This is a genomic window from Nitrososphaerota archaeon, from assembly GCA_027887005.1.
Classification (GTDB): Archaea; Thermoproteota; Nitrososphaeria; order Nitrososphaerales; family Gagatemarchaeaceae; genus UBA183.
In genome coordinates this window covers 50193-64083 of the sequence record JAPCJI010000001.1, presented here as the reverse complement: position 1 = coordinate 64083, position 13891 = coordinate 50193, and the positions used below count along the sequence as shown (strand labels likewise).

Genomic DNA, 13891 nt, shown 5'->3' with positions numbered 1-13891 from the left:
TGCGGGTGAGCTTTGCTTAAACACGCAGGGAGCGTCTCCGGACAGCGTAGGTGAGGGCCACGGCCACGGCGAACGAGACGAAGTAGCTCAAGTCTGCCCCTCCGAAGACTGAGGCGAGGGAGCCAACCGGGAAGGAGTACGACAGGAGGGGCACCATGAATGGCACCGATACAAGGAGCGAAACGAGGTAGACTCCGAGGGCGGGGCCGTCGATTCGAGGCGCCCCGAGAGTGCTTTCAACCGAAGTCCGCCTAGCGAGGTAGAAGTCGACCAGGATGACTCCGAGCCATGGCGTGATCCAGTAGGCGAGGGCGAGGAGGAAGTTCTCGAAGAAGGGTTCGAAGTCGGAGCCGAATACAATTGTTAGGGCCAAGCCGACCACACCGCCCGCTACGACTGTCACCCAGCGCCGGGCCTTGACGTCGAGCACCAACGCGGATAGGGCGTTGGTGTAAAGGTTGAGCGCGTTCGCGGCCAGGGCCCCCAGGATTATCGTCAGCATGGCCAGGGCCCCGGACGAGCCAGCGAACGAATTGAGGGCGCCGAAGTAATTGAGCCCGCCGCTCGGAAGGGCGTGGGGTGGGGAGAGGACCCCGACGATTCCCCCTATCGCCTCGATGGCAAAGGACGAAGCAGCTCCTCCCGCAAGGGCCAGGACTAGGATCTTCCTCCTCGACGCTCCCGAAGGGATGTACCTCGAGTAGTCGGAGGCGTAGGGAGCCCAAGACATCAGATATGAAAAGACGATGGCGAAGACCGTAGCCAGGACCCCGATGCCAGCCGGCGAACCGACCGAGGCCGCGGGCCCGAGGTCTGGAGTCGCCAGGTAGAACAGCCATAGGAAGAGGAGGCCGAGGACGACCGCCATGACCTTCTCGAAGAGGTGGATGAAGTCGTGACCGTAGACGGCGATGAGGACCTGGACGACCACGAGCAGAACCGCCACCACGGCGAAGTTGGCGCCTGGGTAAAGGACCTGGACCGCCTCGGTGGCCAGGATCGTGTTCACAGTGAACCAGCCCACCGTGCTGACCCAGTTCAGACCCCCAGGCAGGTAGTTCCCGAACCGACCGAACGACGCCCGCGACGAGAGCATCTGTGGGAATCCAAGGCTCGGCCCCATGGCCGCGGCGAAACCGAGAAACAGGCCTCCGAGGAGGTTGCCAAACAGGAAGATAGGGATCGCCTGGCTAAGCGGCAGATGGAAGACCGCCGTTGTCAGCACCCCGATCACGTAGTCTGCGACGGTGAGGTTGGCGGCGAACCAGAGGGTGAAGTTCCGCCCGGGAGAACCGTGGCGCTGCTCCTCCGTTACGTGCTCGATTCCGACCTTCTCGACCGCGACCGGCTTGTCAGACAAGGCAGGTTTGAGTCGCCTATCGGGTATTCTTAGGCTTTGGCGACTGGCATGTCAGGAAAGGGAGTCGGCGAAGGAACGGACGCGCTTCTGAAGCTCCGGTTCCCCTGCGAGGGAGGAGTACACTGCGAGGAGCCTGAGCTGTTTTTGGACCTCGGCGCTTGCTTCCTTCGTCAGCCTTGCGAGCTCCATCTTCCCCTTGCCGGAGACAATGTAACGGCGGACGTTTCCTTCGCGTTTCGGGAGCTCAGTAATCAGACCCTTCTTGAGAAGCTCTCCCAGTATCAGGTAGATGGAACCTGGTCCGGGCTTCCATTCACCGTCGCTGACTCTCCTGATCTGCTGAGCAAGGTCGGTGCCAGAAAGCGAGGAATCAGAGAGCATTTTGAGCGCAGCCAGGCGGAGGACTCCCTTGGGGGCGCTTATCATCGGTTGGATTCGCTCTTCATTATCGCCATCTGCGAATCGTCGAAGGACTTCAATTCGAGGCCTGTGCCCAGTGCGAGAGCGACGAAGACCATATCGTAGACTGGAGCGTTGTGCCGCGAAGCGAGTTGGTACGCAACCTTCATGAGTTGCTCGTCAGGCTTGATTGCGATTACCGAGTTCGTCCTCAACAGGCCAAAAAGAACCGAGAGAAATGGGATACCGTCATCGATCTCATGCAGAAGGACCTGGTGCTTCCATATCGCGTTGGCAGTCTCGAATACGGCCAAGTCTGCAGTAAGGATTTGCTCATGTCCAAGCAGGCCCCTGTCGACCAGAATCCCTTCTGAAACATAGCTACTGTCCGCAATGATCAACGCGCCCGGTCCTCTCTTATCATCCTAACGATTTCTGATGAGGAAGTCCTAACGGGGCTCGCACGCTGCAGCTCCTCGAGCTTCGCGAGAAGCTTATCCGATTCCTTTCTGTCCAGGTAGAGCTTCACAGCATTCCGAATTGTATCCGAGAGGGTGCCGTCCTTCAACAGCCTCCTCTTTTCCTCCTCAGAAATCCGAACGCTGACCGTTGGCATGTCCTACAAGGTGTAATACAACCAGTCTTAATAACGCTTTTGGAAGGGCACGATTCACCTCAGCCAGGGTGAACCGGAAGTAATCCCTGCAATAATCGTCCATGGCGGTGCCGGGAGTGGCAAGTACGTCCAGGGTGACAAGAGATTCCACGAGCTTCAGCGTGCCGTGGAAGAAGGAATGTCGGCGATGAAGAAGGGGTCTTCGCTGGACGGTGTCGAGGCCGCTGTCAGGTACATGGAGGATTCAGGAGCCTTCAACGCCGGCAGGGGGGCCTGCCTCAATGCCGCGGGCGAGGCTGAGCTTGATGCGGCCGTCATGACCGCGAGGAGGCGGAGGGGGGCGGGTGTAGGATTGGTTACTTGTACCCACAACCCGGTCTCGTTGGCAAGATGGGTCTCCGAGAACACCCCTCACGTTCTGTTAGCGGGCGAGAGGTGCTCGTCATACGCCAGGGCAGCGGGGCTTGAAGTAGAGGAACTCGTCCCCCTTGCCAAGACCTTGAAAAGGTTCAGACTTCTGAGAAGCACGCCCGACGGGACGAAGAAGCTGGAGCTTTGGCGCCGCCTGCAGCAAGGAAACACGGTAGGGGCCGTGGCCCTGGACAGCGCGGGGGTCCCCTCGGCGGCCGTCAGCACCGGGGGCATGTGGCTGAAGCTTCCCGGGAGGGTCGGAGACTCGGCCATCATCGGCGCGGGGATCTACGCAGACGTCAAAGCAGGCGCGGCCTGCGCGACCGGGACAGGGGAGGAGATAATCAGAAACGCGCTCTGCCTGAGGGCCTGCGAGTTGATGCGCAAGGTGGACGCACGGGTCGCCGCGAGACGTTCGATCAGTCTGATGACGAGGTCTGCAGGAAAGGGAACGGCCGGGATAATCACAGTCGATCCGAAGGGTCGCGTGGGAGCGTCTTGGAACACCGAGGCGATGGGCCGTGCGTGGTACGACCCTGGACGAGGAAAGCCTGTTGTGGTGTGTTAGGACAACAACGGGTGACCCCTGCCGAGCTGCAATCGGCAGATGAACCTGACCAAGTGACCATCGGTTAAATAACGAAGGTCACCGTCGCACCCCTGTGAAGACCACGGGAATGCTGGGCCTCGTCTCAGCCCTGCTGGGCCTCGCTCCTCCTCTTCACCTTCGCCATGGGGTACGGGGTGTTCGCAGCCTATCGCAGCGCGACTGCCGGAAGCGACCTAGCGAGCTCGATGAGCACCCTCCTGTATGCAGCAATCCAGGCGCTCTTCCTGGGGCTGATGGGGTGGGTCGGGTCGCTGCTGATGCTGAGGGGGATCGACTTCGCGAAAGTGGAGAGAGGGGTCGGGGTTGTGACGTTCAAGGTCGACAAGGGGGTTGGGGTGATGACCCAGCAGACGGACGAAGAAAAGACGAGCTCTTGAAGCAGGAGCGCTCGACCGCGGCGGGGGCGCTGAGAGGGGTGGGTCTTGCGATCACCCTGGTGTCGATTCTCACCTTCTCGGCGGTGGTCTATTCGGCCTACTCGGACTACAGCGCTGTCCTTAACGCGTCGCGGGGCGGGACGTCGGCAGCCACGGGAAAGGTTGTGGTCCAGGGGTCCACCCTCGTCTTCTACCTCAACGTTACGGTGCCCAACCAGGGCCTCCTGCCCCTCCAGGTGGGCATCTCCTGCGCTTCGGGCCAGACCAACGTAGCCTGCGACGCGGCCACCATGACCGTGGGCCCGGGGAAGGTGGGGACGCTCCACTTCCGCATGTCCGTGGCCGACTACACCCAGACACTGAGCAGCTCGGGAATGCTCCACGTGAACGGCACCATGAGCTTCGAGCTCGTTCCCTTCGCAGGGCTCTCCGCCTCCCTGGACTTCGGCTCGTTGGTCCACGTGGGAGGTGCCTAGAGGATGATTGGCCCAGAGGTACCCCTTTCGCGGCGGGTGTTGAAGGCAACACTCGTGCTCGTGCTGAACGCGACTCTTTGGATACTCGTGCCATCGATCCTGGGGGCCTTCATCTCCAGGGCACTCCCCTCGAGCCCCCTGACCATCCCTCTATTCATCTACGAATTCGGGGCCATCATAACTGGCCTCCAGGTCCTCGGGGCCCTGACCGAGGGGAAGGCACTGTCGATCCCCTTCGTGTCCGGCTCCTACGTCGTGTCTGCGTACTACATCTGGGTGGCCACGGACGGTGGGAACCTGCCCCTGACCGCGGCAGGCGTCGACATCACCCTTGCCTTCCGGCCGATCGTCTTCCTCATCATGCTCCCTTCTCTTTTTGGGGCCCTGCGCGCCCCCCTGACATTCCTCCTGGAGGAGAGCGAGGTCGCGAGGCTTGTTCCTGACGAAGTCTGATTCGTCCTTAAATAGCGTGGAGCTCGACAGAGTGGCTCGCAGATGGGGAGGTTCCCTCGGAACGTCGCCGTCGCAGCCGTCATCGCACTGTTCCTGCTCAGCTTCGCAGCCTATCTTCCAGCCTCGAGGGCGCAGACCACGGCCGGGCTTGCACAGAAGTACGCCCCCGTCCTCCAGTTCGCGTCCGGGGAGAAGTTCTACCCGACGTCGGTCGACTACCTCATCTCCAGCTCGACCCTCATGCAGCGTTCGTCGAGCGGAAGCGCGACCCTCGTCAACTCAGCCCCGACCCCCTCCACCCTCGGAACCTTCAACTCGGACCAGTACTTCCTGGACAACAAGCACGCGACCTTCGACGCCATAGCCGCGGACTACGCGGCCAACGGCCAGGGCCAGGGGTACTTCGCCTATGTGCACCTCGCGGACGTCAGCGGCCAGACGGTAATCCAGTATTGGCTCTTCTATGCATACAACAACGGGCCCCTGAACGACCACCAGTCGGACATCGAGGTAGTGCAGGTGTTTTTGGGCGCAGACGGGTCCCCGGTGCAGGCGCTTTACTCTCAACACCTGGCAGGGGAGAACGCGGTCTGGAGCGACGTGGAGACCCAAAACGGGCACCCTGTGGTCTACGTGGCCCTCGGGTCCCATGCGAACTACTTCAGGTCCTATCAGGGGAGGATCGGCATCGAGAACGACGTCGTCAATTCGGGCGGACTCACGATTCAGCCCCAGCAGCTTACCCTTGTCACCCTCGCAGACGGAGCGAGCAGGCCCGCGGACCAGAGCTGGCTCGCCTTCCCTGGCCGCTGGGGGTACACAGGCACGGATACGGAGATAGCGACTGGGATGGCGGGTCCTCTGGGTCCTGTCTTCAATGACAACGGCCAGAGGTGGGGAGCCCCCTACGATTACCTGGTTCGGACGTTCACCGTCGGCACCTACTACTTCTACCTCGCCTGGTTCGTGGCGAACTTCCTCCTGATCTGGCTCGCCTACGCAGGGATCCGAGGCCTCTGGAAACTCTTCGGGATTTACAGGCTTTCGAAGAAGGGCGGGCTTGGGGTGGGCAAGTTCCTCAAGGGAAGGGGAGGGGCAGGGCTGGCAGTCGGGTTGCTCGGAATGGCCATCACCCTCGCAGCCCTCTTCCTACCCTGGTACACCGTGACCGCCACGTCGCAGAACGGGGTGTTCTCGGGACCGACCGCTGTGCCCCTGATGTCGGTCGACGGCATCCACGGCCTCAGCGTGAACCTCCTGACCGGACCGAACGCGGACGCCTCGTCGGGGCTCACTAGCTTCGCGTCCGCCCAGTTCCCGTTCGCGATCCTCTTCGCCGTCGGCATAGGCCTGCTCCTCCTCGACGTGATAGGGGTCAAGAGCGGCAAGAGACTCGGAAGGAAGTTTATCTTCTCGGCCATCTTCTCTCTCCTGCCGTTCGTGTTCATCTACGCTTTCGTGGCCTACCTCCCGAACCTCGTTCCCCTGGCATCCTCCCTCCTCGGCGGCCAGTCGATCCCACCTGCAGCCACTCAGCTGGTCTCCACCGTGGCCTCGAATCCGATAGGAGGCACAGCGAGCCAGACCTTCCCTGTCGTCGGCGCGACCACCGTCGCCTGGGGCTTCGGGGTTGGAGCATACCTCTTCCTCGCCGGAGCAGTCGTTCGAATAGTCGGAGGGTTTGTGATGAGACGTGCCAAGGACCTCGAGCCGTATCCCCCGGTCCAGGCCCCGACGCCGCCGCCAGTCCCAGCGCCTCCGGCTCCCGCATCAGCTTAAATCACCGACGAAGTGCCGCAGAATATCGATGAAGGCCTTCTGCATCTCCCATGTCAAGGACGTGGACGGGCTGGGGTCGGCGGCCCTCGTCTCCGCCGCAATTGGAGCTGAAGTCCTCCTCTCCGACTACGACGACCTGATCGATAACCTGCGCCGAGTCCCCGACGACGTGGATACCTTCGTCCTCTGCGACATCGGTGCGGACAACGCCAACCTAGATGGATTCGTCAACCAGCTAAAGAAGATCCGGGCCTACGCGGAGGTGACCTACGTGGACCACCATTACATGTCCGAAGCGACGAAGAGGAGGCTGAGGGCTGCCAAGGTGAAGCTGGTCCACGACGTCACGGAATGTTCAAGCATGCTTACGTATCTGACCTTCAGGGCCGCCCTGCCAGAGAGGGCTCGGCTCATCGCGCTCTGCGGAGCCGTCACTGACTACATGGATACCTCACCCTCCGCGAAGAAGATGATGGAGCAGGCGGATAGGCAGTTCGTCCTCCTCGAGGCCTCGATGCTCGCCTACGCCCTTGGCAGGAAGGGGGGCCAGGACGGGTTCCCAGAGAAGGTGGTCCGCGAGCTCTCCAAGATGAAGCACCCCCACGAGATTGAGGGGGTCCCAGAGCTCGCGGTGGAGCAGCTTGAGGTCGTGGTCCGGCTCGGAGAGGAGGTCAAGAGGGAAGGCAAGGTGCTGGGACGGCTGGCATACATGGTCACGACACAGCATTCGACGGGGAACGTCGCCAAGCTCCTCATCGGGGCGTTCGAGGTGCCCGTCGGGGTCTCCCTGAAGGAAAAGGAGGAAGGCTGGTACGAGGTGAGCCTGCGGTGCACGTCGGAGTGCAAAGCCCACCTTGGGAGGACCATAGTCAGGATAGCGAGCAGGCTCGGGGGCAACGGAGGGGGGCACAAGATGGCCGCCGGATGCCGCATCCCCACTTCGAAGGCGGATGAGATGCTTCAGGCCCTGGCACGAAGAGTATAGGCGGAGGGCCCCGGGCCTACCTGACGCACTTCACTACTATCGACCCTCCCAGCTGGGTCGCGTGTATGTGGACCTCCCGAAAGAACCTCGAGAGGAGCGAGACGAGCTCGCCGTTGTGAGGGGTTAGGACGAAGGTGTCGAAAAGCGAACCGTAGCGGAGCCCGGACCTGCCCACCGAGATCAGCCCCACGACATTGGGGACGATCCGCATGTACGCCCCCAGGAGGATGGTCCCGACGGCCGAATCAGGCTTGCCGAGGTCGCAGAGGCTGAACCTACCTCCAACCTTGAGCACTCGGGAGAGCTGGGCCAAGGCTTTCTTCAGGTCGTAGGCGTCCCGGAGCGCGAAGCCGGAGACTGCGCCGTCGAACACCCCGTCGCGGAAGGGCATGTTCTCGAAGGTCGCCTGGACCCGGTTCGGAAAATCCGACGCGCGGAGCATCAGCCTGGACGCGTCGAGCAGGACAGGCTCTCCTCCCGCGCGGACTACGAACGAAGACATGGTCCCTGGGCCTGCGCCGAGGTCGAGGACGAGCCCGCCGGGAGAAACGGCGAAGGACACGGCTTCGGGGCGCATGCGCCTGTCTGCGTGGAGAGAGATGAGGCTCGAGGCCTGCTCGTAGGAGGGGATGATCTCCTGGAGAGAGTTCACGATGTAGGCCCACTTCGTCTGCAGGCCCCGCCTTCTCTGCTTCATTCGACCCGGTCGAACCTTTTCATCGCGTTTGCAATCTGGTTTGCAACGTCCGACGCAGTGATGTGGAGGCCGAGGAGTCGTGCGGCCTCGACCCCGGCAGACCCGTTGATGAACGCAGCGGCCGCCGCGGCTTCGAAGGGAGCGACCCCCTTCGCGAGGAGCCCGGCAGTGACCCCGGTCAACACGTCCCCCGTCCCGCCGACGGTCATGGCTGGGGAGTGGGTCTCGTTGAGGGCAACGCGGTCTCCGTCGCTGATCACGTCCGTGGGCCCCTTGAGGAGTACGGTCACCCCCGCCCCCCTGGCGCTGAACGAGACTGCCTCGACCCGGCCCTCCAGGTCGGCTGGGAGGGTCGTGGCGAAGAGCCTCTCGAACTCCTTTGCGTGGGGCGTAACAACTGCCCTGGTGCCCTTGACCGAGGGGAGGACCTGGGCTCGGAGGGCGTCAGCGTCCAGGACGACCCCCTTCCCCTCGCCCTTGATTTCATTCACCGCACGGGCCAGGTCCGCAGGGTTCTGCGGCCCCAGGCCTGGTCCCAGGGCGAACGCGTCGACCCCGCTGACCCAGGAGATGAGCTTGGAAACGTTCCCACGCGTAAGCCTCCCGTCCGGCAGAGGAATCACGATGAAGTCCGGGGAGAGGGCCCTGATGGAAGGGGCTATGGTCGCCGGGACTGCGATGTAGACGAGGTCGACCCCCGACCGCATGGCTCCGCTGGCGCAGAGGAAGGGTGCGCCGTGGTACAGCCTGCTCCCCCCGACGACGCAGACAGTCCCGTTCATCCGCTTGTGCGAGTCTGCCTTCCTCGGCGGGACCGCCTTCGCAACGAATGACGCGTCGACGGTTATTGTCTTCATGCCGCACCCCCTAGTAGTTGTAGCGCCTCGACTTCTGTTCGAGGGTGACGAGGGACTCGATCGGGCAGGTGAGCCCCAGCCTCCCCTTCAGCTTGGGCATGGACTGGTCCACCGAGGCGATGGCGAACACCCCCACGATCTTCGCCCTGGCCTTTTCCGCGATTCGTGTGAGCGCCTCGATGGTGGTCCCCGACCTCACCATGTCGTCGACGATGAGTATGTGCTCCCCCTTCTTCAGCGCGGACCGGGGCAGGTAAAGATACTTCACGGAGGATGGCGAGTAGACCGCCTTCTGCTCCAGGAAGTCCTCTATCCCGAGGTCCCGCTCAGCCCGAGCCACCGCCAGGTTGACATTGAACTCTCCTGCGACCTCGGCCCCGAGAGGGACTCCGTCCACCTCCATGGTCATCACCTTGTCCACTGAAACAAGGCTGAACTCGCTGAAGACCACCTTCGCGATCTGCCGGAGGAGGCCCACGTTCGAGACGACCGCGCTGATGTCGTAGGAACCATCCGAGCTGACCTTCACCTCGTCCATGACCATCTTCCTTAGGAGCTTCTCGCGGAAGGTGGCGATGAACTTCTCCGACCTAGCGGCGCTAGGCAGGACGTGGCCGCGGACGTAGCGGCTCAGGATTGGCGCGGACAGGTCGAGCAGTGCGGAGAGCTCTTTGTAGCTGTAGGTCTTCTTCAGGGTAGCGAGGAGCTCTACCGACGAAATCCGCGTCTTCACGTCCGAGACCCTGCTCACTTTTCCTATCGAGGGTCTTTGCACGGGTGTGTGTATTAGTCTTCTCCCAAACAGCGGATTCGACGGGAGGAGTGCTCAGCGGGTAAGCAGGGCCCTGACGACGACGGGCAGGAAATCCTTGACGGGGAAGTAGAGGAAGAAGATGATCAATGCGGCGGCGACGTATACGAGGGCGACCTTCCTCGGGAACCAATCCCGTGTCAGGAAGTAGGCAGCGCCCGCTGCCAGGGCAGGGACGGCCGGGAGGATGTAGAACGGATAGGTGGCCCTCCCGTATGCCCAGAGGGCGATGTATGGGATGTAGGACCAGAGGAACCACACCGCGAGGAATAGGCCGAACCTGTCCTCCTTGTTCAGCACCGTTTCGGGGGCCCTCCCCTTCACGTATCTGTAGAACGAAAGTGGGACCCACAGGAAGACCATCCAGACGATTACCTCGTTGGCTATCCCATAGTAGCCCACGGAGACATAGGACATGGCCGTCCCCGCGAATGTTACGGTGACCCTGACAACGAGGTAGGGGACGGGGGCGTAGGCTAGGAGCCAGTTCAGCGGGGTAATGTACCCGTGAAGAAATGGGTCCGTCCACCCCAGGCCCTTCAGCGTGGACCCGTAGGTGAACATGAAGCTGATGTGCTGATAGAACCAGGGGAGCACTGTGGACGCCAGAGTCGAGTCATAGAGCTGGACGACCCCGACGAACACGAGAAGCGCCACAGCAGCCATCGTGGCGACCCTCTTCGCGGACGCTCCGAGTCCCTGGCCTCCGAACAGGAGCTCGTAGGTCGCGACCCCCGCAAGGACGAATATCGCGGTCTCCTTGGAGAGGGCGGCGAGCCCGAAGAAGGCCCCGGCGAGGGCGTAGTTGTTCAGCTTCCACCACGAGGCTCGCCAGAAGTAGAAGATGCAGGCGAGGAGGGTGAAGAAGACAGAAGGGACGTCGATAAGAGCGGCTGAGGAGTGGACGAAGAAGAGGGTGTCAGCAGCGAGGATCAGGGTGGCGAAGTACGAGAGGCGCCTGGAACCTGTGGCGACGTAGGCGAGCACGAACACGAGCGGGATGCTGAGCGTCCCGAGGACAGCGTTGGATACTCTGAACCCAAGGTCGTTGAGGCCGAAGACTGCAATGCCCCCAGCGATGAGGGCCTTGGCCAGAGGAGGGTGCTCGTAGTTGCAGGGGTCGAGCATCGGAGGGAGTGGGCAACGAGTGCTCGAGAGGATGCTCAGAGCGGCCGGGACGTAGTACACCTCGTCCATTATGCAGCCGTAGGCTGCCCGGGTGCCGTTCGGATTGGGGACGTGGAAGCAGGAGAGGTAGGTGTAGTCAACCCTGAGCGAAGCGGAAGGGGCTGCGTTGACCACCCAGTTGCCGCTGACCGAGGACATGTATCCGTAGTTGGAGGCATTGACCGGCTCCAGGGGGTTCGACACCGTGGGGGTGTGGAAGAGGCCCGAGGTCGGGAGCGGCTCCTCGTTCAAGGAAACTACCACCTGGGAGATAGCGTTGGAGCCCGAGTCGGAGACGCTGACGGTAAGTTGGGACCCGGCCAGAGTCGAGGAGACCTGGATGTAGGCGTCGTGGAAGCTGGTGTTCACCCCTCCCTCGATGGACGAGTCGGATGAAGTGGGGGGTGAGTTGATGATGTAAAGGTGGAGGACGAGGACGGCAAGTGTGATGGCCCCGAGGACGACGAGGGGCCTCCGGAGCTCAGGCCTGGACCTTTCGAGCTGGACCAGGCCCAGGACAAGGGCCACAAGCCCGGACGCGAGGGCTCCGAGCGCCACGAACTGGGCTAGGCCGAGGTATGCGGTGCCCAGGCCGAAGACGTTGGCCGTAAGGAGGGCTACAAGCACTGTCACCAGCAGAAGGGAAAGGATCGCAGTGAGCTTGACCGGCGCCCACGGAAGCACGGGGGTCGCTCCGCGCAACGGGATTTAAGAATGAAACTTAGACAGGTGCCGCGAAGTTGTCGTTCTCGTTCGAAGTGAGGGAGTCCGACCTGCTTGGAAGGATAGGCACCCTGAGGGTGGGGGGGAAGACCCTGGAGACGCCCTGCCTGATGCCGGTGATCCACCCTGTGAGCCAGGCGGTCCCAGTAGGGGACCTGAGGGCCATGGGGTTCAAGGCCCTCATGACCAATTCGTACATCATCTACTCGAGGAGGCGGGAGGAGGCAATCGAGAAGGGGATACACCAGATGCTCGGCTTCGACGGTGTCTTCATGACAGACTCGGGGGGGTACCAGGTCCTCGAGTATGGAGGACTGGAGCTGAGCTACGACCAGGTGGCGGAGTTCCAAGCGGGCATAGGGTCGGAGCTTGCGGTGACTCTCGACAGGCCCACAGGGTATCCCCAGTCGAGGGCCTACGCGAAGGAGACGGTCGAATACAGCCTGGAGAACGCGGTCGCGACCTTGAAGGAGTTCGGCGCCAAGGCGACCACCTGGGTCGGGCCAGTCCAGGGGGGACTCTACCAGGATTTGGTCAGGAAGTCTGCGAAGGCCCTGGTGAAGTCGAGGTTCGAGTTCCTCGCACTGGGGAGCCCTGTGCAGGTGATGCAGAATTACATGTTCGCCGACCTTGTGAGCATGGTGGTGGCTGCGAGGTCCTCGATGCCCTACTCAGTCCCGCTCCACCTGTTCGGGGCCGGCCATCCCCTGACCATGGCGCTCGCGGTGGCGCTTGGGTGCGACACCTTCGACTCTGCGAGCTACATCCTGTTTGCGAGGAGCGGGCGCTACATGACCCGGTCGGTCGTGATGACCCTCGATGCGATGAAGTTCCTGCCGTGCAGTTGCCCGGTCTGTTCGAGGACGAGCGTGCGAGGGCTGCTTGACCTTGAGTTCAAAGAACGCACGAAGAATCTCGCCGAGCACAACCTGTGGGTCCTCCGGGAGGAGATGGAGGCGTGCAAGCAAGCGATCGCAGAGGGGAGGCTCTGGGACCTGGTCGAAGAGAAGTCGATGGCGCACCCGAGGCTCCGCGAAGCGTTCGCGGTTCTGCCCAGGCACTATGAGCTGCTTGCAGGTGGCACTCCCCTCCTGAAGGAGCGCGGGCTGTTCATCCGCTCGGCCGAGGACCTATCGAGGCCTGAGGTGCTGTCCGCGGTGTGGAGGCTCAAGCAGGCCACTAGGAGGGATTCACAGAGGGCGACCGTTCTGCTTTCGGACCCGACCAACCCGGTGGGGAAGAAGGGGCCTCACAGGGGCTCGGGGAAGAAGTCGGACGTCTACCGCCTGCACCCGGCCCTTGGCCTCTACCCCTCGGAGCTTGACTTCGTCTTCCCCTTCACCCAGTCCACAACAAGCCAGGGAACAGCGAATCCACCCAGCCTGAAGGAGGCCTTAGCCTCCCTGAAGGCCATGGGGTACAGGTTAGTCAAGGTCGGGAAGCCGGAGCCTCCGGCCCGAAGGAAGCGAGTCAGGAGTAGACGGAGTCGGCGGGGCCCTTCTCCTTCTCCTCGATCTGCTTCATCTCCCCCTCGATCACCTCGGCGCCCTTGATTAGGGGACCGGTGTTGGCCGAGAAACCGTACCTCCTCGCCAGGAAATCTGCTGCCGATGCCGCCGCCCTTGGGTCCACCCTGTCGGTGCTGGAGTAGGCGAGCACGGCGAACGCGGGGAAGGAGTTCATCTCGAAGGCGTTCAGGAGGGAGGCGACGGGACCGACTATCATCCTGTCCTCTTCGAAGAGAGGCTCGCCCGGAAGACCGCCCCGCGACAGGAACTCGCTGGTCATGGCGACGCGGTAGGGGCTCTGGTCGGTCCTCAGTCCTTCGTCCAGCCCCCCGACAAGCGCGACCTCCTTGACCCCGGAGCTCATTATCCACTCAGCCAGCTCTCTGTAGAACTCGTTCTCATTCTCCCGTGTGGGAGAGACCTCGGCCTTGAGGAGGGAGAGGTCGCCTGAGACAAAGACCTCGTAGGGGGTGGCGATCCTCCCTGAGGCCTGGGAGGCTACGGCCGGGGAATGCTCGTAGTCGATGAACAGCTTCCTCTCGGCCTTCAGTTCGGTGATCAGGAACTTCACAGTCCAGTATCCCGTCGCACCAATCCCGTGGAATCCCGCCAACAGCGACGTGCCGTCTAGCTTTGCATCCTTTGGAATTACCTTCAAGACC

The 13891-nt window shown here is 62.4% G+C and carries 16 protein-coding genes; 7 read left to right on the top strand and 9 right to left on the bottom strand.

What is annotated here, in order from left to right:
- Window positions 1-16: 16 nt before the first annotated feature.
- From OK438_00335 to OK438_00320, 4 genes are read right to left on the bottom strand one after another with little or no spacing between them, the layout of a single operon-like run.
- Window positions 17-1360, bottom strand: a complete 1344-nt coding sequence (locus OK438_00335) for a cytosine permease (protein ID MDA4123882.1) — start codon at window positions 1358-1360, stop codon at window positions 17-19.
- 51 nt (window positions 1361-1411) lie between these two features.
- Window positions 1412-1786 carry a PadR family transcriptional regulator gene (locus OK438_00330; GenBank protein MDA4123881.1) on the bottom strand — a complete coding sequence of 125 codons (375 nt, stop codon included), beginning with the start codon at window positions 1784-1786 and terminating at the stop codon, window positions 1412-1414.
- Window positions 1783-2160, bottom strand: a complete 378-nt coding sequence (locus tag OK438_00325) for a type II toxin-antitoxin system VapC family toxin (protein ID MDA4123880.1) — start codon at window positions 2158-2160, stop codon at window positions 1783-1785. The genes OK438_00330 and OK438_00325 overlap by 4 nt, the downstream gene beginning before the upstream one ends.
- The gene (locus OK438_00320; GenBank protein ID MDA4123879.1) at window positions 2157-2375 is read right to left on the bottom strand and encodes a hypothetical protein; all 219 of its coding nucleotides are present in this window, start codon (window positions 2373-2375) and stop codon (window positions 2157-2159) included. The genes OK438_00325 and OK438_00320 overlap by 4 nt, the downstream gene beginning before the upstream one ends.
- Window positions 2376-2469: 94 nt before the next feature.
- On the opposite strand from OK438_00320, the gene OK438_00315 reads away from it, so the two are divergent.
- From OK438_00315 to OK438_00290, 6 genes are all read left to right on the top strand, one after another.
- Window positions 2470-3354 (top strand): isoaspartyl peptidase/L-asparaginase, encoded by an 885-nt coding sequence (locus tag OK438_00315; protein ID MDA4123878.1) that lies wholly within the window; start codon window positions 2470-2472, stop codon window positions 3352-3354.
- A 227-nt stretch (window positions 3355-3581) separates the two neighbouring features.
- Complete coding sequence (locus OK438_00310) at window positions 3582-3773, top strand: hypothetical protein (GenBank protein MDA4123877.1); 192 nt, start codon at window positions 3582-3584, stop codon at window positions 3771-3773.
- The gene (locus OK438_00305) at window positions 3770-4249 is read left to right on the top strand and encodes a hypothetical protein (protein ID MDA4123876.1); all 480 of its coding nucleotides are present in this window, start codon (window positions 3770-3772) and stop codon (window positions 4247-4249) included. The genes OK438_00310 and OK438_00305 overlap by 4 nt, the downstream gene beginning before the upstream one ends.
- A 3-nt stretch (window positions 4250-4252) precedes the next feature.
- Window positions 4253-4702, top strand: a complete 450-nt coding sequence (locus tag OK438_00300; protein ID MDA4123875.1) for a hypothetical protein — start codon at window positions 4253-4255, stop codon at window positions 4700-4702.
- A gap of 42 nt (window positions 4703-4744) precedes the next feature.
- The gene (locus tag OK438_00295) at window positions 4745-6481 is read left to right on the top strand and encodes a Vps62-related protein (GenBank protein ID MDA4123874.1); all 1737 of its coding nucleotides are present in this window, start codon (window positions 4745-4747) and stop codon (window positions 6479-6481) included.
- A gap of 28 nt (window positions 6482-6509) precedes the next feature.
- Window positions 6510-7466: a DHHA1 domain-containing protein gene (locus tag OK438_00290; protein ID MDA4123873.1), complete on the top strand. Its 957-nt coding sequence runs from the start codon at window positions 6510-6512 to the stop codon at window positions 7464-7466.
- A 16-nt stretch (window positions 7467-7482) separates the two neighbouring features.
- Here the strand turns inward: OK438_00290 and OK438_00285 are convergent, their stop codons facing one another.
- From OK438_00285 to OK438_00270, 4 genes are all read right to left on the bottom strand, one after another.
- Complete coding sequence (locus OK438_00285; GenBank protein ID MDA4123872.1) at window positions 7483-8163, bottom strand: methyltransferase domain-containing protein; 681 nt, start codon at window positions 8161-8163, stop codon at window positions 7483-7485.
- Window positions 8160-9020, bottom strand: a complete 861-nt coding sequence (locus OK438_00280) for an NAD(P)H-hydrate dehydratase (protein ID MDA4123871.1) — start codon at window positions 9018-9020, stop codon at window positions 8160-8162. Before OK438_00280 ends, OK438_00285 begins: the two co-directional genes overlap by 4 nt.
- Before the next feature lie 10 nt (window positions 9021-9030).
- Window positions 9031-9771, bottom strand: a complete 741-nt coding sequence (locus OK438_00275; protein ID MDA4123870.1) for a phosphoribosyltransferase family protein — start codon at window positions 9769-9771, stop codon at window positions 9031-9033.
- 75 nt (window positions 9772-9846) lie between these two features.
- On the bottom strand, window positions 9847-11682 hold the full coding sequence (locus OK438_00270; GenBank protein MDA4123869.1) for a glycosyltransferase family 39 protein: 1836 nt from the start codon (window positions 11680-11682) through the stop codon (window positions 9847-9849).
- A gap of 56 nt (window positions 11683-11738) precedes the next feature.
- Between OK438_00270 and tgtA the strand changes: the two genes are divergently transcribed.
- On the top strand, window positions 11739-13274 hold the full coding sequence (gene tgtA, locus OK438_00265; protein MDA4123868.1) for a tRNA guanosine(15) transglycosylase TgtA: 1536 nt from the start codon (window positions 11739-11741) through the stop codon (window positions 13272-13274).
- Here tgtA and OK438_00260 read toward each other — a convergent pair.
- Window positions 13192-13887 (bottom strand): PAC2 family protein, encoded by a 696-nt coding sequence (locus OK438_00260; protein ID MDA4123867.1) that lies wholly within the window; start codon window positions 13885-13887, stop codon window positions 13192-13194. The genes tgtA and OK438_00260 overlap by 83 nt on opposite strands.
- Between the last annotated feature and the right edge of the window lie 4 nt (window positions 13888-13891).